This is a genomic window from Microbispora sp. H10885, from assembly GCF_014161415.1.
In the GTDB taxonomy this organism is placed as follows: Bacteria; Actinomycetota; Actinomycetes; order Streptosporangiales; family Streptosporangiaceae; genus Microbispora; species Microbispora triticiradicis.
In genome coordinates, this window is the sequence record NZ_JABBWY010000001.1 from 420,966 (window position 1) to 442,664 (window position 21,699).

At 67.2% G+C, this 21,699-nt stretch carries 27 protein-coding genes and 1 tRNA gene; 14 read left to right on the forward strand and 14 right to left on the reverse strand.

The window, feature by feature from the left end; translation table 11 throughout:
• Positions 1 to 21 precede the first annotated feature (21 nt).
• Together HHX37_RS01780 and HHX37_RS01785 are read left to right on the forward strand one after the other, a co-directional pair.
• Entirely contained in the window at positions 22 to 351 is a 330-nt protein-coding gene (locus HHX37_RS01780; RefSeq protein ID WP_111697521.1) for an ArsR/SmtB family transcription factor, read from the forward strand.
• Entirely contained in the window at positions 348 to 1,265 is a 918-nt protein-coding gene (locus HHX37_RS01785; protein WP_310740232.1) for an SRPBCC family protein, read from the forward strand. Before HHX37_RS01780 ends, HHX37_RS01785 begins: the two co-directional genes overlap by 4 nt.
• Positions 1,266 to 1,300: 35 nt before the next feature.
• Here HHX37_RS01785 and HHX37_RS37480 read toward each other — a convergent pair whose 3' ends face one another.
• The 3 genes from HHX37_RS37480 to HHX37_RS01800 form a co-directional block, all read right to left on the reverse strand.
• Positions 1,301 to 1,534, reverse strand: a complete 234-nt coding sequence (locus tag HHX37_RS37480) for an STAS domain-containing protein (protein WP_182884296.1) — start codon at positions 1,532 to 1,534, stop codon at positions 1,301 to 1,303.
• 286 nt (positions 1,535 to 1,820) lie between these two features.
• On the reverse strand, positions 1,821 to 2,642 hold the full coding sequence (locus HHX37_RS01795) for an SAM-dependent methyltransferase (protein ID WP_182884297.1): 822 nt from the start codon (positions 2,640 to 2,642) through the stop codon (positions 1,821 to 1,823).
• 104 nt (positions 2,643 to 2,746) lie between these two features.
• Positions 2,747 to 3,154 (reverse strand): ATP-binding protein, encoded by a 408-nt coding sequence (locus tag HHX37_RS01800; RefSeq protein WP_182881841.1) that lies wholly within the window; start codon positions 3,152 to 3,154, stop codon positions 2,747 to 2,749.
• Positions 3,155 to 3,449: 295 nt separating this feature from the next.
• Here HHX37_RS01800 and HHX37_RS01805 point away from each other — a divergent pair, with 295 nt between their 5' ends.
• From HHX37_RS01805 to HHX37_RS01825, 6 genes are all read left to right on the forward strand, one after another.
• On the forward strand, positions 3,450 to 3,689 hold the full coding sequence (locus HHX37_RS01805) for a DUF397 domain-containing protein (protein WP_111697472.1): 240 nt from the start codon (positions 3,450 to 3,452) through the stop codon (positions 3,687 to 3,689).
• A 77-nt stretch (positions 3,690 to 3,766) separates the two neighbouring features.
• Entirely contained in the window at positions 3,767 to 4,672 is a 906-nt protein-coding gene (locus HHX37_RS01810; RefSeq protein WP_182881843.1) for a helix-turn-helix domain-containing protein, read from the forward strand.
• A gap of 146 nt (positions 4,673 to 4,818) precedes the next feature.
• On the forward strand, positions 4,819 to 5,205 hold the full coding sequence (locus tag HHX37_RS01815; RefSeq protein ID WP_182884298.1) for an ATP-binding protein: 387 nt from the start codon (positions 4,819 to 4,821) through the stop codon (positions 5,203 to 5,205).
• Between the two features lie 306 nt (positions 5,206 to 5,511).
• On the forward strand, positions 5,512 to 5,631 hold the full coding sequence (locus HHX37_RS35440) for a DLW-39 family protein (protein ID WP_208802288.1): 120 nt from the start codon (positions 5,512 to 5,514) through the stop codon (positions 5,629 to 5,631).
• A 40-nt stretch (positions 5,632 to 5,671) separates the two neighbouring features.
• Positions 5,672 to 6,388: an HAD hydrolase-like protein gene (locus HHX37_RS01820; RefSeq protein ID WP_182884299.1), complete on the forward strand. Its 717-nt coding sequence runs from the start codon at positions 5,672 to 5,674 to the stop codon at positions 6,386 to 6,388.
• A gap of 116 nt (positions 6,389 to 6,504) precedes the next feature.
• Positions 6,505 to 6,577: transfer RNA gene (locus HHX37_RS01825), tRNA-Ala, on the forward strand.
• Positions 6,578 to 6,746: 169 nt separating this feature from the next.
• On the opposite strand, the gene HHX37_RS01830 is transcribed toward HHX37_RS01825, so the two are convergent.
• From HHX37_RS01830 to HHX37_RS01855, 6 genes are all read right to left on the reverse strand, one after another.
• Entirely contained in the window at positions 6,747 to 7,106 is a 360-nt protein-coding gene (locus tag HHX37_RS01830; protein WP_182884300.1) for a ribbon-helix-helix domain-containing protein, read from the reverse strand.
• Positions 7,103 to 7,348 (reverse strand): hypothetical protein, encoded by a 246-nt coding sequence (locus HHX37_RS01835; RefSeq protein WP_182881848.1) that lies wholly within the window; start codon positions 7,346 to 7,348, stop codon positions 7,103 to 7,105. The genes HHX37_RS01830 and HHX37_RS01835 overlap by 4 nt, the downstream gene beginning before the upstream one ends.
• Positions 7,349 to 7,828: 480 nt before the next feature.
• A complete protein-coding gene (locus tag HHX37_RS01840) occupies positions 7,829 to 8,350 on the reverse strand; it encodes an SMI1/KNR4 family protein (protein WP_182884301.1) in 522 nt (173 codons plus the stop codon).
• 205 nt (positions 8,351 to 8,555) lie between these two features.
• A complete protein-coding gene (locus HHX37_RS01845) occupies positions 8,556 to 8,966 on the reverse strand; it encodes a type II toxin-antitoxin system VapC family toxin (RefSeq protein WP_182884302.1) in 411 nt (136 codons plus the stop codon).
• Positions 8,963 to 9,283, reverse strand: a complete 321-nt coding sequence (locus HHX37_RS01850) for a type II toxin-antitoxin system Phd/YefM family antitoxin (protein ID WP_259403159.1) — start codon at positions 9,281 to 9,283, stop codon at positions 8,963 to 8,965. Before HHX37_RS01850 ends, HHX37_RS01845 begins: the two co-directional genes overlap by 4 nt.
• A gap of 149 nt (positions 9,284 to 9,432) precedes the next feature.
• Positions 9,433 to 10,071 carry a FadR/GntR family transcriptional regulator gene (locus tag HHX37_RS01855; protein WP_279633844.1) on the reverse strand — a complete coding sequence of 213 codons (639 nt, stop codon included), beginning with the start codon at positions 10,069 to 10,071 and terminating at the stop codon, positions 9,433 to 9,435.
• Positions 10,072 to 10,155: 84 nt separating this feature from the next.
• Here HHX37_RS01855 and HHX37_RS01860 point away from each other — a divergent pair, with 84 nt between their 5' ends.
• On the forward strand, positions 10,156 to 11,409 hold the full coding sequence (locus tag HHX37_RS01860; protein WP_182884303.1) for a CynX/NimT family MFS transporter: 1,254 nt from the start codon (positions 10,156 to 10,158) through the stop codon (positions 11,407 to 11,409).
• Between the two features lie 109 nt (positions 11,410 to 11,518).
• On the opposite strand, the gene HHX37_RS36090 is transcribed toward HHX37_RS01860, so the two are convergent.
• Positions 11,519 to 12,826: an RICIN domain-containing protein gene (locus tag HHX37_RS36090; protein WP_310740233.1), complete on the reverse strand. Its 1,308-nt coding sequence runs from the start codon at positions 12,824 to 12,826 to the stop codon at positions 11,519 to 11,521.
• Positions 12,827 to 13,671: 845 nt separating this feature from the next.
• Between HHX37_RS36090 and HHX37_RS01870 the strand changes: the two genes are divergently transcribed.
• A complete protein-coding gene (locus tag HHX37_RS01870; protein WP_111697479.1) occupies positions 13,672 to 13,977 on the forward strand; it encodes a hypothetical protein in 306 nt (101 codons plus the stop codon).
• 112 nt (positions 13,978 to 14,089) lie between these two features.
• Here the strand turns inward: HHX37_RS01870 and HHX37_RS01875 are convergent, their stop codons facing one another.
• Positions 14,090 to 14,533, reverse strand: coding sequence for a hypothetical protein (locus HHX37_RS01875; RefSeq protein ID WP_182873124.1), 444 nt, complete (start codon positions 14,531 to 14,533; stop codon positions 14,090 to 14,092).
• Positions 14,534 to 15,329: 796 nt separating this feature from the next.
• Here HHX37_RS01875 and HHX37_RS01880 point away from each other — a divergent pair.
• The 3 genes from HHX37_RS01880 to HHX37_RS01890 all read left to right on the forward strand — a co-directional run bounded on the left by HHX37_RS01880 (position 15,330) and on the right by HHX37_RS01890 (position 18,490).
• On the forward strand, positions 15,330 to 16,607 hold the full coding sequence (locus tag HHX37_RS01880; RefSeq protein ID WP_182873123.1) for an ABC transporter substrate-binding protein: 1,278 nt from the start codon (positions 15,330 to 15,332) through the stop codon (positions 16,605 to 16,607).
• Between the two features lie 73 nt (positions 16,608 to 16,680).
• Positions 16,681 to 17,637 carry a carbohydrate ABC transporter permease gene (locus tag HHX37_RS01885; RefSeq protein WP_182881853.1) on the forward strand — a complete coding sequence of 319 codons (957 nt, stop codon included), beginning with the start codon at positions 16,681 to 16,683 and terminating at the stop codon, positions 17,635 to 17,637.
• A 10-nt stretch (positions 17,638 to 17,647) separates the two neighbouring features.
• On the forward strand, positions 17,648 to 18,490 hold the full coding sequence (locus tag HHX37_RS01890) for a carbohydrate ABC transporter permease (protein WP_182881854.1): 843 nt from the start codon (positions 17,648 to 17,650) through the stop codon (positions 18,488 to 18,490).
• A 30-nt stretch (positions 18,491 to 18,520) separates the two neighbouring features.
• Here the strand turns inward: HHX37_RS01890 and HHX37_RS01895 are convergent, their stop codons facing one another.
• Positions 18,521 to 19,063 (reverse strand): TIGR03086 family metal-binding protein, encoded by a 543-nt coding sequence (locus HHX37_RS01895; protein ID WP_182884304.1) that lies wholly within the window; start codon positions 19,061 to 19,063, stop codon positions 18,521 to 18,523.
• Between HHX37_RS01895 and HHX37_RS01900 the strand changes: the two genes are divergently transcribed.
• Positions 19,062 to 19,889: a helix-turn-helix domain-containing protein gene (locus HHX37_RS01900; protein WP_182884305.1), complete on the forward strand. Its 828-nt coding sequence runs from the start codon at positions 19,062 to 19,064 to the stop codon at positions 19,887 to 19,889. The two genes, HHX37_RS01895 and HHX37_RS01900, sit on opposite strands and share 2 nt — an antisense overlap.
• Before the next feature lie 139 nt (positions 19,890 to 20,028).
• Here the strand turns inward: HHX37_RS01900 and HHX37_RS01905 are convergent, their stop codons facing one another.
• Positions 20,029 to 20,559: an RICIN domain-containing protein gene (locus tag HHX37_RS01905; protein ID WP_182881857.1), complete on the reverse strand. Its 531-nt coding sequence runs from the start codon at positions 20,557 to 20,559 to the stop codon at positions 20,029 to 20,031.
• A 187-nt stretch (positions 20,560 to 20,746) separates the two neighbouring features.
• Positions 20,747 to 21,685: a MerR family transcriptional regulator gene (locus HHX37_RS01910; RefSeq protein WP_310740234.1), complete on the reverse strand. Its 939-nt coding sequence runs from the start codon at positions 21,683 to 21,685 to the stop codon at positions 20,747 to 20,749.
• Positions 21,686 to 21,699 lie beyond the last annotated feature (14 nt).

Genomic DNA, 21,699 nt, shown 5'->3' on the forward strand with positions numbered 1-21,699 from the left:
CGAGCGGGTATGTTCGGGGTCGTGCCAGCGACCTTCGACGTACTCGCCGAGCCCGTGCGGCGGCGGATCCTCGACCTGCTGCTCGAACGCCCCCGCCTCGTCGGGGAGCTCACCGAGCGGCTCGGCCTGACCCAGCCCGGCACCTCCAAGCACCTCAAGGTGCTGCGCGAGGCCGGGCTGGTCCGCGTGCGCAGGGACGCCCAGCGCCGGTGGTACGAGCTCCGCCCCGAGCCGCTCGCCGAGATCGACGCGTGGCTCGCGCCGTACCGGAGGCTGTGGTCGGCGAGCTTCGACGCGCTGGAGAGGCATCTGGACGAGACGCCCGACGACGACCCGGAGGAGATGACGTGAAGGCGACGCTCGACGAGCTCGACGGACGGCCGGTGCTGCGGATGGAGCGCAGGCTGTCCCACCCGAGGGAGAAGGTCTGGCGGGCGATCACCGAGCCCGAGCGGCTCGGCCGGTGGTTCCCGTTCACGGTCGCCGAGATGGACCTGCGGGTGGGCGGGAAGATCGTGTTCGGTGGCGGCATGACGCTGGACGCCGAGATCACCGAGCTGGACCCGCCCCGCGTGTTCGCCTTCGTCCAGCGCTCCACCCCCGAGATGCCCCGCGAGGGCGACAACCTGCTGCGCTTCGAGCTGTCGCCGGAGGAGGACGGCGGCTGCCTGCTCGTCTTCACGCAGGTCTTCGACGACCGCCCGGCCGCGGCGAGCTACGCCTCCGGGTGGCAGGTCTGTCTCGGCGCGTTGGAAGCGGTCGTCGCCGGACGGTCACCCGAGTGGCCGGAGGGGAACTTCCCGGAGCTCCATCAGGCGTACGTGGAGGCGTTCGGGCTCACCGAGGCGGTGGCCGGACGAGCGGACGGGCCGGGCGGCCCGCAGGTGCGGTTCGAACGGCAGCTCACCCGGCCGGTGGAAGAGGTCTGGAACGCCGTGGGGGCCGCCGGGGCGACGATCGGCGCCCCGGTGCCGGACCGCCTCGGCGAGGGGACCGTCACGGCCGTCCGTACGCCGGAGGCTCTGGGCGCGGGGCCCGGCGCGGAGACGCCGGCGTACGTGGAGTTCACGGTCGCACCGGCGGGGCCGGAGCGGCCCGGGGCCAGCCATGCCGAAGACGGGCGACGGGTGCGCTGGGAGCTGTCCAGGGGCACCGGACACGGCGCGCGGCTGGTCGTCACGGACACCGGCGCTGCCGGCCACACCTCCGTGCTGGAGGAGTGGCGGGACCGGATAGAGACGCTGGCGCGCGACCTCGTCGGCTGAGCTCCTCGGCAGTCCTTCGTAGTCCTTGGTGGTCGTCAGTAGTCGAGCATCCTCAGCAGACGGCCCAGGTACGGCGGCACGTTCCGCAGCCGTACGGCGTCGTGCGCGACGAAGGAGGCGGGAGCCAGCAGGGCCCGCAGCCCCGCGAGATCGATGAATCGCAGGTCGCCCGTGTCGATGACGATCTCGGCGCTCGCCTTCCTCGCCACTGCGAGCGCGCTCGCCAGGGCCTCACTGTTGGAGACGTCGACCTCGCCATCGATGATCACCGACGCGTCCGCCGGGGACCACCTGACGCTGAGATAAGTGTCTGTGTAGAGAACTCCGCACTGATCCGCGGCGGAGGTCACGAAGTGCACCGGCTGAGCACGCCGGTGGTCGATCCACCGCTCGCCGCGCACGGGCGGGCGGTCATGGAGCAGGACATGGCGATGATCATCGCTGTCCCACCTCCCTAGGGAAGCTGGAGTATTCACTGAGCGTCGTCGTCTGACGCTACTTCTGTCAATGCTTAGGCACGTTAATATTCAACGAAGATCTAACAAGGGTGCCGCGTCAGGCTTTGCGGCCGACGCCGCCGACCGACCACACCGTGTTCTTCGGCGGCCGCAGCCTGCCCGGCTCAGGGCGCCAGTCCGGCAGCAGGACGAGGCCGGGTTCCACCAGCTCAAGGTCTCCGAACAGCCGAGGAATTTCCGCCCGGGTGGGCAGGCGCGTGCGGCCGTCGTCCTTGGCGGCCCACTCGTTGGCGAACAGGAGGGACAGCTTGTCCGTCACCTCCGGCCGGATGTCGGAGACCGCGTGGCTGATGACGATGTAGCTGCCGGGGGTGATCACTTGGCGTAACCGCCGGGTGATGGCGAGCGTCAGATCGTCGTCGTTGATGGTGGAGAGAAGGCCGACGAGCAGGACGGCCACGGGCTCGTCGAGATCCACGAGCCCGCGCAGCCGCGGGTGCGCGAACAGCCCGTCGGGGTCGCGCACGTCGCCGTGGATCACCACCACGCGCTCGTCGTCCTCGACCAGCGCCTGCCCGTGGTTCACCACGACGGGGTCGTAGTCCACGTACACCACCCGGGCGTCGGGGGCGTACCGCTGCGCGATCTCGTGGACGTTGCCCTGGGTCGGCAGGCCGCACCCGATGTCGACGAACTGCCGTATTCCGGCCTCGGCCAGGAACCGTACGGTCCTGCGCATGAACTTGCGTCCCTCGCGGCACATTATCGGCAGCTCGGGCGCGATCTGCAGCGCCATCTCCGCGGCTTTGCGGTCCGCGGCGAAGTTGTTCTTCCCGCCGAGCCAGTAGTCGTAGACCCGGGCCTCGTTCGGGATGGACGGGTCGAAACCCACTGGCTCGACCGGGGGGAAACCCGGCATGATCCTCCGTTCAGCCCAGACGGCGATACTACCGAGGAAAATCGGGCTGAAGAGAGGGGAAGGGCCGGGTGGGTGCCTGACGGGGGCGGGGAGGGCCCGGTGGGTCAGCAGTGCGAGCCGGAGCGCTCGGCCGTGAAGCCGGCCCAGACCGCCTTGCCCACGGGACGCAGGGGCGTCCAGCCCCACATGCGGCTGACCCCCGCCACGACCTGGAGGCCGCGTCCCGTCTCCGACACGTAGTCGGGCTCACGCAGCACCGGGGCGGCGCTGCTGGGGTCCGTGACCATGCACAGCAGCGCCCGGGTCGACCGGAACATCAGCAGGCGTACCGGGACGGGGTGGATCGCCTGGTGGCGCAGACCATGCCGCAGGGCGTTCGTGACCAGTTCGCAGACCGCGAGCGCGGCGTCGTCGGAGACGTCGTCCATCGACCAGGTGCGCAGCACACCCGTCGTGAAGTGGCGCGCGGTGCGCGCGGCGAGACTTTCGCGGTGGAATTCGTGCACCGCCACCTGGGGTGCGCCGTCGGGCTCCGTTCCATTGGTCCACGGCCACCGCACGCCGTCCGGAAAGACCTGCTCAAGCGTACCCAGCCAGGGATCACGGGCACCGCTATCGGCTTCTGCGAGTGAAGCGCGGTCTGTCCGATAACCAGTCATTGAGAGCCTTATGAGGTTGATGTCGACCGTGTGGCGGGATGACTCAGTAAGTCATACTGCTCCCATTGGTGCTGCTGTGCAAGTACAGATGCACGTGCAAGCGCTTGAAAGTCCTTGCATGAGCGGGGAATCCGAAACGAGGCCCCACATGTCCGTGATCTACAACGGGATGCCCTCATCTCATCTGGGCCGGGTGGGCTGGCGCAAGAGCCGGCACAGCAATCCGAGCGGCAACTGCGTCGAGATCGCCGCGCTTCCCCAGGGTCTGGTCGCGCTGCGCAACTCCCGGCACCCGTCCGGCCCCGCCCTGATCATGCCCGTCCAGGACATCGCCGCTTTCGTCCGCTCCGCCAAAGAGGGCGAATTCGACGATCTGCTGCAGAACTGATCGCACCGCTTGCGCGAGACGACGGGGAGAGTATCGTTAACAGGGCGTAAACACCGGTGCACCTCAAAGGACCTCATATGACTGCGGCCCCTGCGGAGGGTGTGCCTCAACTCCCTGACCTGGCGTCACAGTCACGCCGTAGTCCCACCGTTCTGCGTCTCCTCCTCGGCACCCAGCTGCGCCGCCTGCGGGAAAGCAAGCACATCCGGCTGGAGGAGGCCGGGCACGCCATCCGCGCCTCGCATTCGAAGATCAGCCGGATGGAACTCGGGCGCGTCGGTTTCCGCCGCCGCGACGTCGCCGATCTCCTCACCCTGTACGGCGTCAGCGACGAGGCGGAGCGCGAGGCGTTGCTGTCCCTCGTCGCCCAGGCCAACGCGCCGGGCTGGTGGCACAAGTACGACGACGTTCTGCCCTCCTGGTTCGAGGCGTACGTCGGCCTGGAGCAGGCCGCGAGCACCATTCGCTGCTACGAGGTGCAGTTCGTCCCCGGGCTGCTGCAGACCCCCGAGTACGCTGCGGCGGTGGTGCGGCTCGGACATCCGGACGCTCCGGCGGAGGAGATCGAGCGCCGCGTACGGCTGCGGATGGACCGCCAGGAACTGCTGGCCCGGCCGGACGCCCCGAACCTGTGGGCGGTGATCGACGAGGCCGTGCTGCGACGCCCGGTCGGCGGCCCGGAGGTGATGCGGGCCCAGATCGAGCACCTGCTCGAAATGGTCAACCTGCCCCGTGTGACGCTCCAGGTCATCCCGTTCAGCGCCGGAGGGCACGCGGCCGCGGGCGGGCCGTTCAGCATCCTGCGCTTCGCGGGCGTCGGCCTGCCCGACGTCGTCTATCTCGAGCAACTGACCAGTGCCATCTACCTGGAGAAACGCGAAGACATCGACCGCTATCTCGCGGTCATGGAACGCCTGTGCATCCAGGCCAGACCGTTTGCCGACACCAAGCGGACGCTGAGCCTGCTCCTGACGGAGCTGTGACGATGCGCTAGCGTCACGTGCGCGACCTCTGCTGCCCGCGGTCCGCTGGAACGGTGGCGCAAGCCGTACCGGAAAATACGTGTCAGGTCCGTATGGGCGGTAAGTGGTGTAGGAGCGCGGGGGAAGCAGAAGGGTGGTGGAGAACCGTGGCGGGCAGCCTGCTCAGCCTGGAGTTCGACCGTAGTTCGGTCACCCGGGTACGACATCTGGTCATGGTGTCCGCGCAGGAGGCCGGTCTGGAGGGCATCGTGCTGGAGGACTTCGTCCTCGCGGTGCACGAGGCCGTCGCCAACGCCGTCCGTTACGGCTCACCGCCGCGCGGCATCGCCATGTGGAGCGAGGCAGGCTCCCTCGTGTGCGAGATCACGGACGGGGGTCCCGGCATCCCGGCCGAGGTCCTGGAGCGTGAGGAGCCCGCGAGGAGGTTCGACTTCGGCGGGCGCGGGCTGTGGCTGATGAACCGCCTGGCCGACCTCGCCGTGCGCACCGGGGCCGACGGAACGACGATCCGCCTCAGCGTGACCCTTCCCTGAGTGGTTTGAGTGGCTTCCGCTGAGAGCGGAGCGCCCCCCGCCTGTCCGAAACCACGTGTCCTCCAACAGCCCGTAGCCCCGGCCGTCAGGGTTAGCGCCGGTGGGAGCTGGGCAGTTCTGATCTCGTCATCCTGTCGTCGCGGTCGTACGACGGACTCGGCAGGAAATCCGAAACCAGTATTCAGGTTCACCGAAATTACCGGCAGGCCGAGCCGGACGCCGAAGCCTTGCTAGGCTGCAGGGAACCGTAGAACCGGGCGTTGTCTCACCCGGCAGGTGAGACCGTCGAAGAAGTGGGGTCACACCGTGAAGAAGCTGCTTGTTCTCGCTCTGGTCGCCGTCGGCGGGCTCCTTGTCTGGCGCAAGGTGCAGGCCGACCGGGCCGAGCTCGATCTGTGGACCGAGGCGACCGGCAGCGAGAACTGACCACCAGGGATGGTGCTTGATCGTGGCAGAGGTGCGGGGAATGACTCCCGTGAAGCTGGCCTGTCTGGACCTGGCCGGGACCACGATCGGTGACACCGACATGGTGGAACGGGCGTTCGCCGAGGCGATCGCCACGCAGGGCATCGTCCCCGGGACCAGCGCCTATGCCCGCGCGATGGTGCATGTGCACAGGTCCCGGGGATGCCCGAAGATCGAAGTCTTCCGCGGCATCTTCCCCGGCAACGAGGCACAGGCGCAGGCCGCCAACCTCACCTTCGAGCGTTCGTACGAGGGAGCCATCGAGCGGGCCGGCCTGGTCCCGATCCCCGGCACCATCGAGGCGATCGAGAAGCTGCGTCAGGCCGACCTGAAGATCGCCCTGATCACCGGCTTCAGCCGGGCCACCCTGGGACGGGTGCTGAGCTCCCTCAGCTGGGTCGACATGCTGGACCTCGCGCTGTGCCCGGAGGACGCCGGACGTGGCCGTCCGTACCCGGACATGGTGCTCACCGCCGTCCTGCGCTCCGGCGTCGACGACGTACGGCAGGTGGCCGTGGCGGGTGACTCCGAGAGCGACATGCTCTGCGGCCGGCGCGCGGGCGCCTCCATCGTCGCCGGGGTGCTCACCGGGGTCCACACCAGGGAGCGCCTGCTCGGCGGCGGCGCCACCCACATCCTCGACTCCATCGCCGAGTTTCCCGGCCTCGTCCTGGGCAACGAGGTCGGCGCCCCCTCGGTGGTCACCTCCGCCTCCTGACCCCCCGCAGCCATGCCCCATGCGCTGTCGAGTGGCGCTCGCACACGGGCTGTTGCTACGGTGTACGCACCGGAGGGCTCGAAGATCTGCCTGTCTTCGCAGTTCGCGCCCGCCCAGGGGCCTTAGCTCAGCTGGCAGAGCGCCTGCTTTGCAAGCAGGAAGTCAGGGGTTCGAATCCCCTAGGCTCCACGCACTCAAAAGCCCAGGCCAGGGATCGTTTTCCCGCCTGGGCTTTGATCGTTATGCGGCCTTCGCGCTCTTCCGTGCCCGTTGCGTGCCCGATCCTCCCTTGAGTTGTGCTCGCGCGAGGCTGTCGAGCTCCTTGGCCCCACCTGGTGCCGTCGCTCGTCGCGGGTGCTCATCCCGCTCTGAGAAATTGCTCAAAGGCTTCCCGTGCCAGCGCGGACACACTCTTGCCCTCTTGCTCGGCGCGGACCCTCGCGCGTTCACGCAACTCCTCGGGGAGTCTGAAGGAGACCCTTGGGGAATGTGCGCTCTCGCCTATGAGCGATGGACGTCCGGGGCGACTGGTAGGCACGGGTACGCGGCCTTCGTCGATCGCGCGGTGGACGTCGCCGATTGCGTCCCGTACATACTCGTCCGTGATCAGGTTGCCTTTGGCGTCGTAGATCTCTTCGGAGTCGCTGTCGATATCGGAGTCGTGGTCCAGGGCCAGTTCGATGTCTTCGGGTGGCCAGGCTGCCTCGTGCTCAGTCATGGCGTCCTTCTTCGTAGCGCGGTCGGCATCACGTGGATGATCACTAGAGCTTTGTCGGTGAGGATGCCGATCACCTCCAGCTCTATGCTCCGATCGTCGGGGCCGATCCAGACCCATCGATCCTCCAACGTCGGGTCTCTAGCCGGCACGATCACTGGGGGCCCAGATCGGACAACATGCATGGCATGCGCCTGTCCGATGCGGTGCCTCCTCGCCGACCGGTAGAAGCGCAACTTCTTCATGCCCATATTATGTCGGACACAACCCCTGTAGGTAGGGGGTTCTGGTCTACAGCGAGCCGACCATCGAAACGGCGGTTGCGTCCTGGGTGTCGGCGGCTATGAAGAGGTCGGGGTGGATCGGAGGGCGCCTGTGCCCCCGGCAGGTCGCCGCATGATCGCCGGGCCATTAGCGGGCCATCAAGGGCGGTTAGCAGGGGGGCACTCACGGTCACTCCCGGGTGACTCCTCGCCCAGGTCGGGGCCGTTGTCCCTGGTGATCAGGCCGATTTGCAAGCAGGAAGTCAGGGGTTCGAATCCCCTAGGCTCCACGCACTCAAAAGCCCAGGCCAGGGATCGTTTTCCCCGCCTGGGCTTTGATCGTTAGTCGGTCTTCGCGCTCTTCCGTTGCACAGATGCAGCCTGATCGCCACGGCGTGGCCAGCAGCCGTACGCGCTTGGGGGCGATCGGTGAGCCTCACCCTGGCTCACCGAACAGCGTGGTTACACAGGTCTTATGAGGTCCCAGAAGGACCTGTGACGCACGGCGCCGGGCATCCAGGCCGCGAGAAACCATGCCTCCCACTCGCCCTCAGGCGTCATGACGTGGGGGTTGAGTAGGAGGTATCCATCCCACAGCCCGACCAGAAGGGTGTCGGGCAGATATTCCGTTCTGATGGCGTGGTGGTTCTGCTCCTTTCCGTAGACGAAGTAGAGGTCATCGGGCACTTCGTCTGTGGGCACCGACCAGGCTTCGATGGTTGTGGGCGCGATGTCACGGAGCCAGCCGACTTCCGCGGCCGGCCACAGGGAGTACTCCTCGACGCCCCAGCCGTCGGAGTACAGGAGGAACTGCCGATAGCTCGGCGGCAGGTTCACGCCCAACTGCTCTTCGAGCCGAATGACTTCTGATTCGTCGGCCGGGGGGTGGAGACCGTGGCCCGGCGGTAACGGCGGCTGGTCTGGGCCTTCGGCCACCGGCTCTTCCTCCGGGAAGAGATCGGACCATCTGTACGAGGTATTCATGGTGGGTGACGGTATCCGTGGCAACTGACTGTTTCGTCAGGCGTAGGGCGTCAGTTGCTGCGTCAACTCGCCCCAGCGTATGGGGAGGCGCGGTGCAGTGCCCACGACCACCCGAACGAGTATCGCCGTCCCCGTCACGTGCCCGATGGGACGGGAAGCGAGGGGAAACAGCAGCAGATTATGGTAGATAGGGCCACGTGCCGTCTCACCGTGGTCGAGTGACTGGAACCACGTTGAGCAGATGATCCAGGCCTTTGAAGTCCTTTGGGTTGCAGGTGTAGAGCGGCAGTTGGTTTGCGATCGCCACGCAAGCGATCATTAGATCGGCTGTGCGGGGAAGCGGTTTGCGGCCTGAGGCGATGACAGCGGTCCAGAGTTGGCCGTACTCGCGGGCGGCGGTTTCGTCGAAGGGAAGCGGGTCGAACTCAGCCTCGGCGGCCTGCAGGATCTTCATCCGCTGAGCGAGTTCCTGCGGCCCGGATGCCACGAGTACGCCGACTGACAACTCTGCCGTTGTAATAGCGCTGATCGTCATCTCGTCGGGCAATTCGTCCGGGTCGATCCCAGCGCGCAGGATGAGGATGTTGGTGTCGAGCAGCCCTTGCGTGAGGGTCATTGCCCGTCCTCGTCGAACTCGCCTCTGCCGTACGCGCGATCGTAGGGGTCGTAGAGATCGTCGCTGACGTGTCGGTCCATGTCCTCGCGGTACTTCCGGTCATCCAGACGTGGCATGCCCCGGGACATCGCGGCGAATTCAGCTCGCGAGACGGCCCGGCGCCGGCGCCGGATAGGCACGAGGTCGCCGATGTGATGGCCGTTGCGGGTGACGGCGTACCGTTCCCCGCGTTCCAGCCCATCCATGATCTCCGCAGATCGATTGCGGAGATCACGCTGCGAGATCTGGTGGGAACGTTCAGGCTCAGAGATGCTCACCGTATGAGTGTAACGAGAGCGTGACATCTGGTGCTACCAGGTAGCACCGCAGGTTCCCACTGGCGAGACGAGCGTTCAGGAGCCGGTGCGGTCGGGCCACTAGCGGCCATTGCGGGCGGCGAACAGGGGTGCTCCCGGTCGCTCGCGGTTCAGCGCATGAAGGGTTTGAAGATGGAACCCACCTTCGTGGCAGCACGGTCGGCGTCCCCGTCCGCGATGGCCTCGACCAGCTCGTGGTGGTGGCGGTGTGCCGCGTCCTCGTCCTCGCTCTTCTCGTCGCGCATGTGGGCAGCGAAGATGTCGAGCATGCTGGAGTACAGCTTGACGTAGAGAGGGTTGTGCGTCGCTGCCACGATCGCGCGGTGCAGGGCGAGGTCCGCGCTCGCTCGCAGGTCGAGATCGTCGGTCGACCAGCTCGCTTCTCGACGGTCGCGCAGCTCGCGCAGCAGCTCGACGTCGGCGTCTGAGCGGTTCATCGCGGCCAGTGACGCTGCAGCGCTGTCGAGGGCAAGGCGTAGTTCCAGGTAGTGGCGACGGGTGCCACCGCCGAGCTGACGTTCAAGAGTGCCTGTCAGCTCGGAGCTGGAGATGACGAAGGTGCCGCGGCCCTGCTCACGGCGCAGCAGACCTGCGTGCACCAGCGACTGCAGCGCCTCGCGCACCGTGTTCCGACCGACCCCGAACTCCGACACCAGTGCGGCCTCGGTCGGTATCTGCTCACCGACCGGCCAGCGTCCGGAGACCACCTCCTCGCGGAAGCGCTCGGCAGCCTGGTCGATGAGTCCCACTCGACGCATGGGCTGTCGCGTGCCAGACTCTTCGGAACTCATCCCATAATCCCATCATCTGCTGACCTTACACTGGAGTATAACGTGACATCGCTCTCAGCGCTCGTTCCGTTGCACCGTGGGCGTTTAACCTTGTGGGCCGGGCTCGCCATCGCTCTGACAGCGCTCAACCTGCGAACGGCCGTGACCGGGTTCACTCCGCTCCTGGAGATCATCGGATCCGATCTCGGCTTCGGGGTGACGTTGTCCGGCCTGCTCGGCACTGTGCCGGCGGTGTCCTTCGGCATCTTCGGTTTTCTCGCCCCAGCGGTGACGAGGAAGTTCGGACTCGAGCGCACGGCCACTGTGGCGCTGGGCCTGACCGCTCTGTCGCTCCTGGTGCGTGCCTTCTCTCCAACGCCCTCGCTGCTGGTGCTTTCGACCGTGCTGGCACTGGCCGGAATCGGAGCCGCGAACGTCGTGGTCGTTCCGTTGGTGAAGGCCTGGTCCGCCGATCGTCTGGCCCTGTGGACCTCGCTTTACCTGATCCTCATGCAGGCGGGCCAGTTCATCGCCCCGCTCCTCGCGGTCCCGGTAGCAGAAGCGGGGACGTGGCGGCTCTCGGTAGGTATCTGGGCGGGACCAGTTGCTGTGGCTGCTGTGGTCTGGCTCGTCCTGGCAGTCAGGCTGCCCGCCGATCACCACGCGCCCGCGGCAGTGACGGCGACCGATGCGAGACCGAGGATCAGCCGATCGTCAACCGTCTGGGGTCTGGTAACCCTCTTCGCGATGATTTCGCTGTCCAACTACGGGATCATCACCTGGGTCCCGGCAGTGCTCACCGACGCAGGAGGCAGCGCGGTCCTGGGCGGCACCATGGTCGCGCTCTACTCGGCATGGGGCATGCTCGCGGCCTTGGTGGTTCCACACCTGGCCACGCGCATGAAGAACCCGTTCATCGTGGTCGTCGGGTGTGCGATCTTCCTGGTGGCGGGATACCTGGGCCTGCTCCTGTCCCCCCTCGGCGGCACGCTGGTGTGGATGTGCGCGCTGGGAATCGGGGTGAGCACCTTCCCGCTCTGCATGACCCTCATCAACCGTCGAACCAAGAGCCCGCAGACAGCCTCTGCCGTGTCGGGCTTCGTGCAAGGCATCGGCTATGGGCTGGCCTGCTTCGGCCCGATCGGTCTGGGCCTTCTGCGCGAGGCGACCGGATCATGGTCGATCCCGCTCCTGGTGCTCGCTGCGACCGCCGTCCCAGGGGTGATCGCCGGCTGGTTCGCTTGCCGTCCTCGCTTCGTGGAGGACTCTGCGCCACAGCCGACGAAGCGCGACGCCGACCAGCGGCTGCGACGATAAGAGCGTCGCACCCGTGCCTCGCCACCAGGATGCCCAGGCGGGGCGAGGGACCGCCGGGCGTGGCCTGCGGTGCGGCCGAGTGTTCCGCGCCGCAGGCCACAGGTGCGGGCTAGCTGTTCCAGGTCCACTTCTGGTTGGTGCCGCCGTGGCAGCTGTAGAGCTGGAGCTTGGTGCCGTTGGCGGTGGCGGCTCCGGCGGCGTCGATGCACAGGCCGGACTGGACGCCGGTGATGCTGCCGTCGGAGTTGACGCGCCACTTCTGGTTGGTGCCGCCGTGGCAGGAGTAGATCTGGATCTTGGCGCCGTTGCCGGTGCCGCCGGCGTCGAGGCACTTGTTGCCGTAGACGCGGATCTCACTGGCCGAGGTGGACGACCAGGTCTGGTTGTTCTGGCCGTTGCAGTCCCACAGCTGCACCTGGGTGCCGTCGGTCTGGCTGGCGCCGGTCACGTCCACGCAGCGGCCGGAGGCCACACCCTTGATCGCCCCGCTACCGCCACCGGAGGTCGGAGTCACGGTCGGGCTGGCGGACGGGCTGTTGCTGGGTGAGGGGGACGGGGAGGGGGACGGGTCGCCGCCGAGGGTGAGGTTCTTCTGCTGGACCTGCCATTGGGTGTTGCACAGGCCGCAGTTGGCGCCGACGAAGTTGGTGCCGGCGGTGGTGTCGTTCTTCAGCCGCCATTTGAGGTAGAGCACCGCGACGCGGCCGAATTCGCCGCCGTTGGTCTGGGTGTAGGTGCCGCCGTGTCCGACGTTGAGGTTGCCCATGAACGCGGGCAGCCCTGCCGGGAGTTTGCCCCAGTCGTCGATGGCGTTGGGGTAGGCGATGTCGCTGGGCCCGCCGATGAAGTAGGCGATGGGCTTGGTGAGCCGGCGGAGCTGGTAGTCGTCGGAGTCGTTGAGCAGGCCGCTGCTGAAGATGGTGGTCGTGGTGATACGGGAGTCGTTGGAGACGGCGTAGGCTTCCAGGCCTCCGCAGGACCAGCCTCCTACCGCGATTTTGGCGGTGTCGAGTTTGCCGTTGTATTTGCTGCCCTGGCGGCTGTTTTCGGCGACCGCCCAGTCGATGGACTGGGTGAGCATCTGGGAGGTCGTCGAGCCGGAGCCGTTGGGGCTGCCGCTGGCGATGACCAGGAATCCGTGGGAGGCGATCTCGCGGAGGAAGGGCAGCTGGTCTAGGCCGTTGGCCGAGCAGCCGCCGTTGCCCCACACGAAGATGGGCATCCTCTCCGACGGGAGGGTTCCGGGGCGGTAGATGGTGTGGTTGGGCAGGCTGGTGGAGGTTTCGTAGTCGGCTGGGTAGGGGCCCGAGCCGCCGACCGCCGCGGCGGCCGGTGTCGTGGTGAGTGCCACCGTCGCGGCGCAGAGCGGGGCGACCGCGGCCGCCAGTGCCACGCTGATGATCGAGCGTTTTCTCACTTCGCCCTCCGAAGGTGTCACGACGGCAGACCGATAGGGCGGGCCGTCGGCTGCACAATGCGCTCCTGTCAGGCGGAACAGGCCGATCAGAGCAATGTGCAGTTACTATCACCGCGGTCATGAAAAGTGTCAATCGATCGCAGACGGTGCGCTTAGCGGTGCGCGCGCGGACGGCGAACACCCCTGAGCACTCGGAGCCGAACGCCGACCACCCGATCACATGAACCTTCGGAACGGGCGTCCGTCCGCCGCCGAGGGAATGGGCCGCTGGGGGCGGCTGCGGTGCAGGTCACGATGCCTGACCGGCCTAATGCTCGGGTGGGATCCGCGGCGCCCGGCGACCCGGCGGGAAGCCGGCTCACCGCCCGGTTACGAGGCGTCCCTTGGCGGCCGGGCAGTCGCCCGGGTGGGTGAAAGTTTCTTGCGGCCGTCCCCGGTGGCCGGGACCGAGACACCGTTCTCCGACCCCTGGAAGTGGGTGATCCAGGACGCGGCGTCCGGCCAGTACGGGGTCGCCACCTGGATGAGCCGCACCACGACGCCCTCGCCGAACGAACGCCGGGCCTGCGCACGCGGCCCCTCGTACCTGCGTTCCGCATATTCGGTGGTTCTGGAGGTCTCGGCGAGTTCAACCCCGATTGCCTGAAGGCCGTTTATCTGGATCGGCTGTGCCCGGCTGGAAACAATTCGGTGGATGGTCCCCCCGGAGTGCCTTCAATTATGTGCTCCACCGTGAGGACAACGGCCGCCAGATTATTGTGACCAATTGGTCAATATCGCCGCTATATCGATCTGCGCTAAATCTCTGTTGATCGATCAAATGCCCGTCCCTGGTAAGGAGAAGCATGCGAAAAGTCACTTGGCTCCGCCGGCTCGGCCTCGTCTCAGCGGTGGTGGCGGCCGGCCTGGCAACCACGTCCGTGGCCGCGCACGCCGACGGCTATGACACTCCCCGCAGCGCCACTGCTGATGGGGCGGGCAGCACCTACGCGGCCGGGTTGGCGTCGGCCGAGCAGCGGGCCCGGCAGGCCGTCCTCGCGGTCGGCCACGACTGCACCCCCGGTACCTATTACACGTATATGATCTATTCCTCTCCAGGTGGCGGCACATGGGTCTTCCGGTCCACCCACTACGCGGTGTGCGTGGACTGATCAAGTTTTCAGCGGATCGGCCTCCGCCTGGGCCGCCGGGGCAGGATAGCCCGGCTGCCCTCGGCGGAGGCCGATCCGCAGTGTGATGGTGCGCCCGCGGCTTTCCGGAGGCTCAGTTGTAGGGGTTGTCGTAGGTCACGGATTTGGTGCGGCTGTTGTACGTGTTGCCGGGGTAGAACCAGCCGCCCGTCACGTACAAGGTGACGTTCCTGAGGGTGGTGGAGTGGGTGTATTCACCGTCGTAGAGGAACAGGTACACCTGGCACCCGGAGGGAGCGGTCGCCGTGCCTGTCTGGGCCGGATAGAGGTAGGTGCTGCCGTTGACCGCGACGTAGAAGTTCGGCTGGGGGTAGGACCCGCTCCCCCAGCACAGCCGGAGCGAATACCTGAACTTCGTGTTTCCGTCGTCGAAGGCCAGCGTGCCGGTCAGCTGGGCAAGCGTGATCGACGGTCCGGAGTTCGAGCTGACCGAAAGGAAGACGGTCTGGTCCGGGCCGTAGGCGGCGTGCGCGGGAGCGACTGGCATCAGGATCGCCGCGAGTGTTGCGATGACCATGGCGACAGAGCTGACCGCACTACGTGCTTTCGAACGTGCCAATTCCAACCTCACCTCTTTCATGATGACGGCGGAGCACACAGGAGATTATTCTCGGGGCCTCCAGGCGTCCAGGCGGCCAATTGAGAACACTGATTCGGCCCGGCGTTAACCTATTTCCAAGGCGGCTCTCCCGACGGTGGGCCGGGCATGTCACCAGGTCGGGGACCGGTCCTGCGGAGCCGTAATACCGGCATGACGGGTGAGATTTTCATTCCACTCAGACGTGGTCGGCTCCGGCAGCGGAGACGACTGCTGAGTGGCGAGGTCCCGGCCAGTCGTGATCATCGAGGCCGGCGGGCCGGCCGTCGCGCCGAGGAACCGGCCCAGCACGGCCGTGACTTCCCCCGAGGACAGACCATGGCAGCGGCAGCCCCTCGGTGAGTGGCGGGACGCGTCCCGAAACATAAAACGGGCAGGCCGATAGTTTCAGACACATGACCGTCAGAATATTGACGGTCAGGTTGGCAGGGGCCTACTGTCCCGGAGAAACGATCGACGTGACGTCGCCGAAACTTTCAAGCTGCCAAGAGTGAGGTCAGAAGGCCCTGCAGGTAAGACACCAGGTCGGCATGGCGGTGCTGGACCTGTCCGGCACCCGCGGTCCGGAGCCTGAAGTAGCACGGCATCGTCGCCGTCCTACGTCTCAGGCACGCAGTGGGACCGAAACGTAGGAGATGCCCGGCGAGCGCAGCGCATCCTCTCGCACCAGGCCGTACGTCACATCCCTGACCACAGCAAGCGAAAAGAGGTCGCCGTGAAGTTCCGCAACGTCTCAGCGGTCGTGTTCGCCGCTACCGCGGCCCTCAGCATGGCAGCGTGCTCAGGCTCGTCGTCCGGGACTTCCTCCGGCGGGTCGGACGCCTCGTCGTTCGAGTTCTGGTCGTTCACCGGGATCGACGCGAAGGGGTCCGCCGCCGAGTACAAGGCGAAGAGGCCGGACATCCAGATCAAGCTGACCGAGGTGGGCAACGCGCAGGAGACGGCGCAGGCGCTCACGACGGCGCTGGCCGGCGGCAAGGTGCCCGACCTGGTGCTGATCCAGGGTGACGACCTGCCCAAGTTCGTCCAGCAGCCGCAGAACTTCGTCGACCTGCGCACGATGGGCGCAGACAAGATCAAGGGTGACTACCTCGACTGGGTGATCAGCCAGCCCACGGCCAAGGACGGTTCGATCATCGGCATCCCGACCGACGTCGGCGGCATGGCCATCGCCTACCGCGCCGACCTGTTCAAGAAGGCCGGGCTGCCGACGGACCGTGAGGAGGTCAGCAAGCTCTGGCCCACCTGGGACGCCTTCATCGAGACCGGCAAGAAGTACACGGCGGCCACCGGCAAGGCGTTCGTCGACAACGCCGGCGGGAGTGTGTACTCGCAGGTGGTCAACCAGGGGCAGGAGAAGTACTACGACCCCGCGGGCAATCTGGTGTACGAACGGAGCCCCCAGGTCAAGGCCGCCTTCGACCTGGCGCTCAAGGCCGTGGCCGCCGGGATCACCGCCAAGCAGAGCACCTTCACCGAGGGCTGGAGCGCCGCGATGAAGAGGGGCGACTTCGCCGTCATCGCCGCACCGGTCTGGATGCTCGGCTCCATCCGCGACAACGCCCCCGACACCAAGGGCAAGTGGGACATCGCCACGATCCCCGGCGGCTCGGGCAACTGGGGCGGCAGCTTCCTCGCCATCCCCAAGGGCGCCAAGAACCCGAAGGCCGCCTGGGACTACATCGCCGCCACACAGTCGCCGCAGGGCCAGCTCGACCACTTCTCGAAGGCCAGGTCGCTGCCCGCGACGCCGTCGGTCTACAAGGACCCGAAGCTCACCTCGGCGAAGGACGAGTTCTTCACCGGCGCGCCGATCGGCACGATCTACACCAACTCCCTGCTCGGCCTGAAGCCGTTCCTCATCGGGCCGGACAGCACCACGATCGGTACGGAGTTCACGAACGCCATCACCAACGTCGAGCAGGGCAAGGGTGATCCCGCGAAGGCGTGGGACGCGGCGGTGACCAACATCAAGAACGCGATCGGCGGCTAGGACTTTTCACGAGCGCCACCGGCGCCGGGCCGTTCCCACGGCGCGGCGCCGGCGGCGGGGAAGCGAGCAGACCGTGACGACGAGCATCACCCCCACCACGGCGGGCTTGCCCCCCGCCCCGCCGGTGGAGGCGGCGCGGCGCGGTTTCACCGAGATCATCGCCCCATACGCCTACATCGCCCCGTTCTTCGCGCTCTTCGCGGTGTTCGGTCTCATCCCACTGCTGTTCACCTTCTACGTGGCGCTGTTCGACTGGAACCCGATCGGCGAGCATGTGTTCGTCGGCCTGGGCAACTTCGACCGGCTGCTCGGGGACGTGCGGTTCTGGAACGCGGCCCGCAACACCGTGAGCATCTGGCTGCTGTCCACCGTGCCGCAGTTGCTGGTCGCGCTGGTGCTCGCGCATCTGCTCAACCACGCGCGGCTGCGCCTCGCGGTGTTCTTCCGCATGACGATGCTCGTGCCGTACATCACCTCGGTGGCCGCCACCGCCATCGTGTTCGTCCAGATGTTCGACCGCGACTACGGGTTGCTGAACTGGCTGCTCGGCCTGGTGGGCGTCGAGCACATCGACTTCACCCAGTCGGTGACGGGCAGCCATGTGCTGATCGCGGTCATGGTGACCTGGCGGTGGTTCGGCTACACGACGCTCCTCTACCTGGCTTCCCTGCAGGCCGTTCCCCGGGCGATCTATGAGGCGGCCGCCGTCGACGGGGCCGGAGATGTGCGGCAGTTCCTGCACATCTCCCTCCCCGCGTTGCGGCCGGTCATCGTGTTCACGATCGTGACCTCGACGATCGGCGGGCTGCAGATCTTCACCGAGGCCCTGCTCGTGAACCGCGGCGCGGCCAACACCTGCGGGCCGATCCGTCAGTGCCAGACGCTCACTCTCTTCCTGTTCGAGCAGGGGTTCATCCAGTTCAAGTTCGGTTACGCCGCGGCGATCGGCGTGGCGCTGTTCGTGATGGTCGTCGGGCTCGCCGGTCTCAACTACTTCCTGTCCACCCGGATCCGCCCGGTCAAGGGCTGAGGGGGCGATCATGAGCATGACGAGACCACGCTCCGGCGATCGTGTCCGATGGTGGACCTATGCGCTGCTCGCGCTCGCCGCCTTCGCCTGCCTGTTCCCTCTGTACTGGATGTTCATCGTCGCCACCACCGACACGGCGACGGCGACGACGCTGCCGCCCGAGATCGTGCCGGGCGGCAACTTCTTCCATCTCGCCGGTCTGGTGTTCTCGACCGTGCCGTTCGTCCGGTCGGTCGTCAACAGCCTGGTCGTGGCCGGGACGATCGGCGTTGGCCAGGCGGTGCTGTGCGCGCTGGCAGGCTTCGCGTTCGCCAAACTGCGCTTCCGTGGCCGCGACGCGCTGTTCCTGCTCGTCGTCCTGACGATGACCGTGCCGACCCAGCTCGCCATCGTCCCCCAGTACATGATCACCTCGTGGCTGGGCTGGGTGGACACGCTCCAGGCGCTGATCGTCCCCGGCCTGGCCAACGCCTTCGGCATCTTCTGGATGCGCCAGCACATATCGTCCGCCATCAGTGACGAGATCCTCCAGGCGGCCCGCATCGACGGAGCGTCGACCTGGCAGATCTTCTGGCGCGTCGCGTTCCCGCTGGTACGTCCCGCCGCCTTCGTGCTCGGCCTGCTGGGCTTCGTCACCGCGTGGAACGACTTCCTGTGGCCGTTCGTGGTGCTGAAGTCGCCGGAGATGTACACCGTTCAGATCGCGATCAAGGCGCTACAGAACAGCTTCAACATCGACCTCGGGCTCGCCATGTCCGGTTCCTTCCTCGCCACCCTTCCGCTGCTCGTCCTGTTCGTCTTCGTCGGGCGGCGCATGGTGGCCGGGATCATGGACGGCGCCTTCAAGGGCTGAGGCCGCCGCCGGTCACCGGGCTCCGGCGGCTCACGCTGTCCAGGCCGGATCCCGCCCGATGACGCCGAGCAGGCGGTCGAACGGCGGGGCGTCGTCCGGCACGGGCACCGGCGGCCCGAAGGCGCCGCGTTGCCTGCCCATCTCCACCATCCGGTCGGTGAAGTGCAGCGCCCGCGAGACGGTCTCGGGGTCCGGCTCGTACTCCTGATCGGTCGCTCTGGCCAGGTCCCAGCCGTGCACGACCATGTCGACGAGGTACATGTGGCCCAGCGTGGTCATCGGCAGGCCCATGGCGGGGCTGGTCCCCTCCCACACTCCGGGCCGCGACCAGGCGGCCAGCGTGGCCTTCGCTCTCTCGGGGAAGTCGCCCGCGTAAGGCCCCTGCTCGACGCGCGGCCCGTTGCGACCCAGCGACTCGAACAACGCCGCCACCCACTCGAGGTGGCTGATCAGGTCCTTGACGTCGAATTTCGAGCATGGCGTGGACAACCCGAGCTGCTCCTGCCGCACCGCGCGTACCAACTCCGCGGTCCGTTCGGTGGCCCGCGTCATCAGCGGCATCATGTCTTCCATGGCGACCACCCTGCCCCGCGTGCCCGCAGGGCGGCTTGTAGAAACGCGACAGCGCGGCTGGGTCGATCCGTACGCGGGGCTCGACGCCTTCGATTTCGTCCGGCAGGCGCCATCGCCCGGGATCGCGCCGTACGTGGACCATTTCTGGGTCGTGACGTGGACCGGCCTCGCCGAGCCGTACGAGCAGCGCATCGTCTCGCACCCGACCGTGAACATGACGATCGCCCGGGACTTCCGCCGGATCGCGGGGGTGATCAGAGGCGGGTTCTCCTACACGATGCAGGGCAGTGGCCGGGTGCTCGGCACGCGCTTCCGCCCGGGTGGCTTCCGGCCGTTCCTCGGTGGTCCGGTGTCCCGGCTGACCGGCCGGTTCGTGGAGATCAGCGAGATGTACGGCGCGGCCGGCGCGACCCTGGTCGAGCAGGTCCTGGCCGAGCCTGACGCCCAGGCCGCCATCGCGCTCGTCGAGGCGTTCCTGCTGAGCCTGGAACCGGATCAGGATCCGCTGTCGGAAGAGGTCGCCGCACTGACGGCGATGGTGGAGAACGACGTGTCCGTGACCAGGGTCGACGAGTTGGCCGCCAGATCGGGGCGATCGGTGCGCTCGCTGCAGAGGCTGTTCCGGGACTATGTCGGCATCGGCCCCAAGTGGGTGATCCGCCGATTCCGGCTCCACGAGGCCGCGGAGAGGGTCTACCAGGGCCTCGACCTCGCCACGCTGGCCGCCGAGCTCGGCTACACCGATCAGGCCCACCTGACCCGGGACTTCACCGCTGCCGTCGGCATTTCTCCCGCGGCCTACGCCCGGCTCAGAGGCCGGGCCTGATCCTCGTAGCGCGGTTCGCGCGGGAGCGGAGGGTGTGGCGGCGCCACACCGCCGCCACACCGCTGCCGTGCTGCTGATGCCCTGCTGCGGGCAGGAGGTCACGCGGGATCGGACCGATCGACGGTCCGGGACTTCGCGCTCAGAGGAGGGTGTCCCTGACCGCGATCTGACCGTTGTCGATGACGAACTTCTGGTTGTTGTTGGGCAGGCACTGCCACAGGTAGACCGGCGAGAGGTTGGCGCGGCTGTTGGTGACGTCCAGGCAGATGCGGTTGCCCGAGTTGAGAGTGGACTTGAGGATGATCAGCCCCCTCTGGACGACCCAGAGCTGGTTGGCGTTTCCGAGGCACTGCCACTGGTACACCCGGGTGCCGTTGGCGCGGTTGTTGGAGGCGTCCAGACACATCTCCCGCCCCGTGCCGATGGTGTCCTCGACCTTGATGAGGCCGTCCTGGAAGACGAACTTCTGGTTGGGGTTGTTGTCCTGGCACTGCCACAGATACATCTGCGTACCGTTGCCGCGGCCGTTGCTCAGGTCGACGCACGCCGGGGTGCCGACCAGGGCCGTCCGGTCGGCGTGCGGGTCTGCGGAGGCCGAGGCGGGCAGGGTGGTGACCGCACCCACGGCGGCGGAGACGACGGCGACGGCCAGCAGACGGCGAGCGAGCATGGTTTGCCTCCCGAGGAAGTTGATCGAGTCGCAAGCACCATGTCACTACTCACCGTCACTGATCAATTACCTGACGTGCGTGTCCTGTCGTGGGGCGGAAACCCAGGACGGTCGGAGACGGCGGCGCCGGAAGGCGAGATCCACCGATCTGACGCGGCGCCGGTGGGCTGCGATGCGGGCGGGCGGCTCAGCCGCGGGCGCGAAGAGCGGCGATGAGCCAGCTGAAGGCGGGTACGGCCGACGGAGAGGGCTCATGTCCGTTGAGCACGGCCATCAGGTGCCAATAGCGCTCCACCCGGGCGTCGGCGACGGTCTCAAGCCACCGAAGCAGTTCACTGCGTTCGCCGGCCGGCATGTCGGGCTTGATGATGCGATGGAGAACTGACCGGCCTTCGACCGAGTCCGGCGTGATCGATGCGGCTATCGCCTGGTTGGCGTGCTCCAGGGTCAATGACCGGAGCTCATAGCCGTAGCGAGACGTCACCGATGAGGCACCGGCCAGCGCGATCCGCCGGAGCCGTTGCCGGAAGTCCTCGCCGGCGACCAGGTCGGCCAGCTCGATCCAGGCGTCGACCTGGCTCGGCGCCGGATCGTCCGGCAACCCATCGGGCAGCTCCCGCATCCAATCCGCGATCACCTTGGCGTCGTCGTCCAGCGGGATATCCGAGAACGTGGTCTCGATGAACTCGTCGATGACCTGCTGCCGCTGCGCGGCGGACAGACGGGCGAGTCTGTGCGTCATCATCGTCTCCTCGGTGGTGCCGCCACGCGCTGCGATCGCGCGGAGTACGGCGCGGCGAAGCTTCAGAGCCCTGATCTCCGCGTCCAGCGCTCGGGCGTGTACCTCGGCCACCTCCGCCACCGTGGTTTGGTGCGCGAGGATCTTTCGGACGGCCTCCAGCCCGATACCGAGGTCGCGCAGGGCGTGGACCAGGTCGAACCGGGCCACGGCGGCGGCGTCGTAGAGGCGGTACCCGCCGGCCGAGCGGCCCGTGGGGACTATCAGGCCGCCGTCGGACCAGAAGCGTATGGTGTGCACAGAAAGACCGGTACGCCGAGCGATCTGCCCTACGGTGTAGAACCCCGTTCCGTCACTCACAAGGACGAGCCTGCACCTTCGAGCCACTCGAAACTCAAGCT

Coding starts and splice junctions, on each gene's coding strand:
- HHX37_RS01795 (WP_182884297.1), bottom strand. CDS start 2,642: ATGCCGGGTTTCCCCCCGGTCGAGCCAGTGGGTTTCGACCCGTCCATC.
- HHX37_RS01805 (WP_111697472.1), top strand. CDS start 3,450: ATGTCCGTGATCTACAACGGGATGCCCTCATCTCATCTGGGCCGGGTG.
- HHX37_RS01810 (WP_182881843.1), top strand. CDS start 3,767: ATGACTGCGGCCCCTGCGGAGGGTGTGCCTCAACTCCCTGACCTGGCG.
- HHX37_RS01820 (WP_182884299.1), top strand. CDS start 5,672: ATGACTCCCGTGAAGCTGGCCTGTCTGGACCTGGCCGGGACCACGATC.
- HHX37_RS01830 (WP_182884300.1), bottom strand. CDS start 7,106: ATGACTGAGCACGAGGCAGCCTGGCCACCCGAAGACATCGAACTGGCC.
- HHX37_RS01835 (WP_182881848.1), bottom strand. CDS start 7,348: ATGAAGAAGTTGCGCTTCTACCGGTCGGCGAGGAGGCACCGCATCGGA.
- HHX37_RS01840 (WP_182884301.1), bottom strand. CDS start 8,350: ATGAATACCTCGTACAGATGGTCCGATCTCTTCCCGGAGGAAGAGCCG.
- HHX37_RS01845 (WP_182884302.1), bottom strand. CDS start 8,966: ATGACCCTCACGCAAGGGCTGCTCGACACCAACATCCTCATCCTGCGC.
- HHX37_RS01870 (WP_111697479.1), top strand. CDS start 13,672: ATGCGAAAAGTCACTTGGCTCCGCCGGCTCGGCCTCGTCTCAGCGGTG.
- HHX37_RS01875 (WP_182873124.1), bottom strand. CDS start 14,533: ATGGTCATCGCAACACTCGCGGCGATCCTGATGCCAGTCGCTCCCGCG.
- HHX37_RS01890 (WP_182881854.1), top strand. CDS start 17,648: ATGAGCATGACGAGACCACGCTCCGGCGATCGTGTCCGATGGTGGACC.
- HHX37_RS01900 (WP_182884305.1), top strand. CDS start 19,062: ATGGCGACCACCCTGCCCCGCGTGCCCGCAGGGCGGCTTGTAGAAACG.
- HHX37_RS01895 (WP_182884304.1), bottom strand. CDS start 19,063: ATGGAAGACATGATGCCGCTGATGACGCGGGCCACCGAACGGACCGCG.
- HHX37_RS01905 (WP_182881857.1), bottom strand. CDS start 20,559: ATGCTCGCTCGCCGTCTGCTGGCCGTCGCCGTCGTCTCCGCCGCCGTG.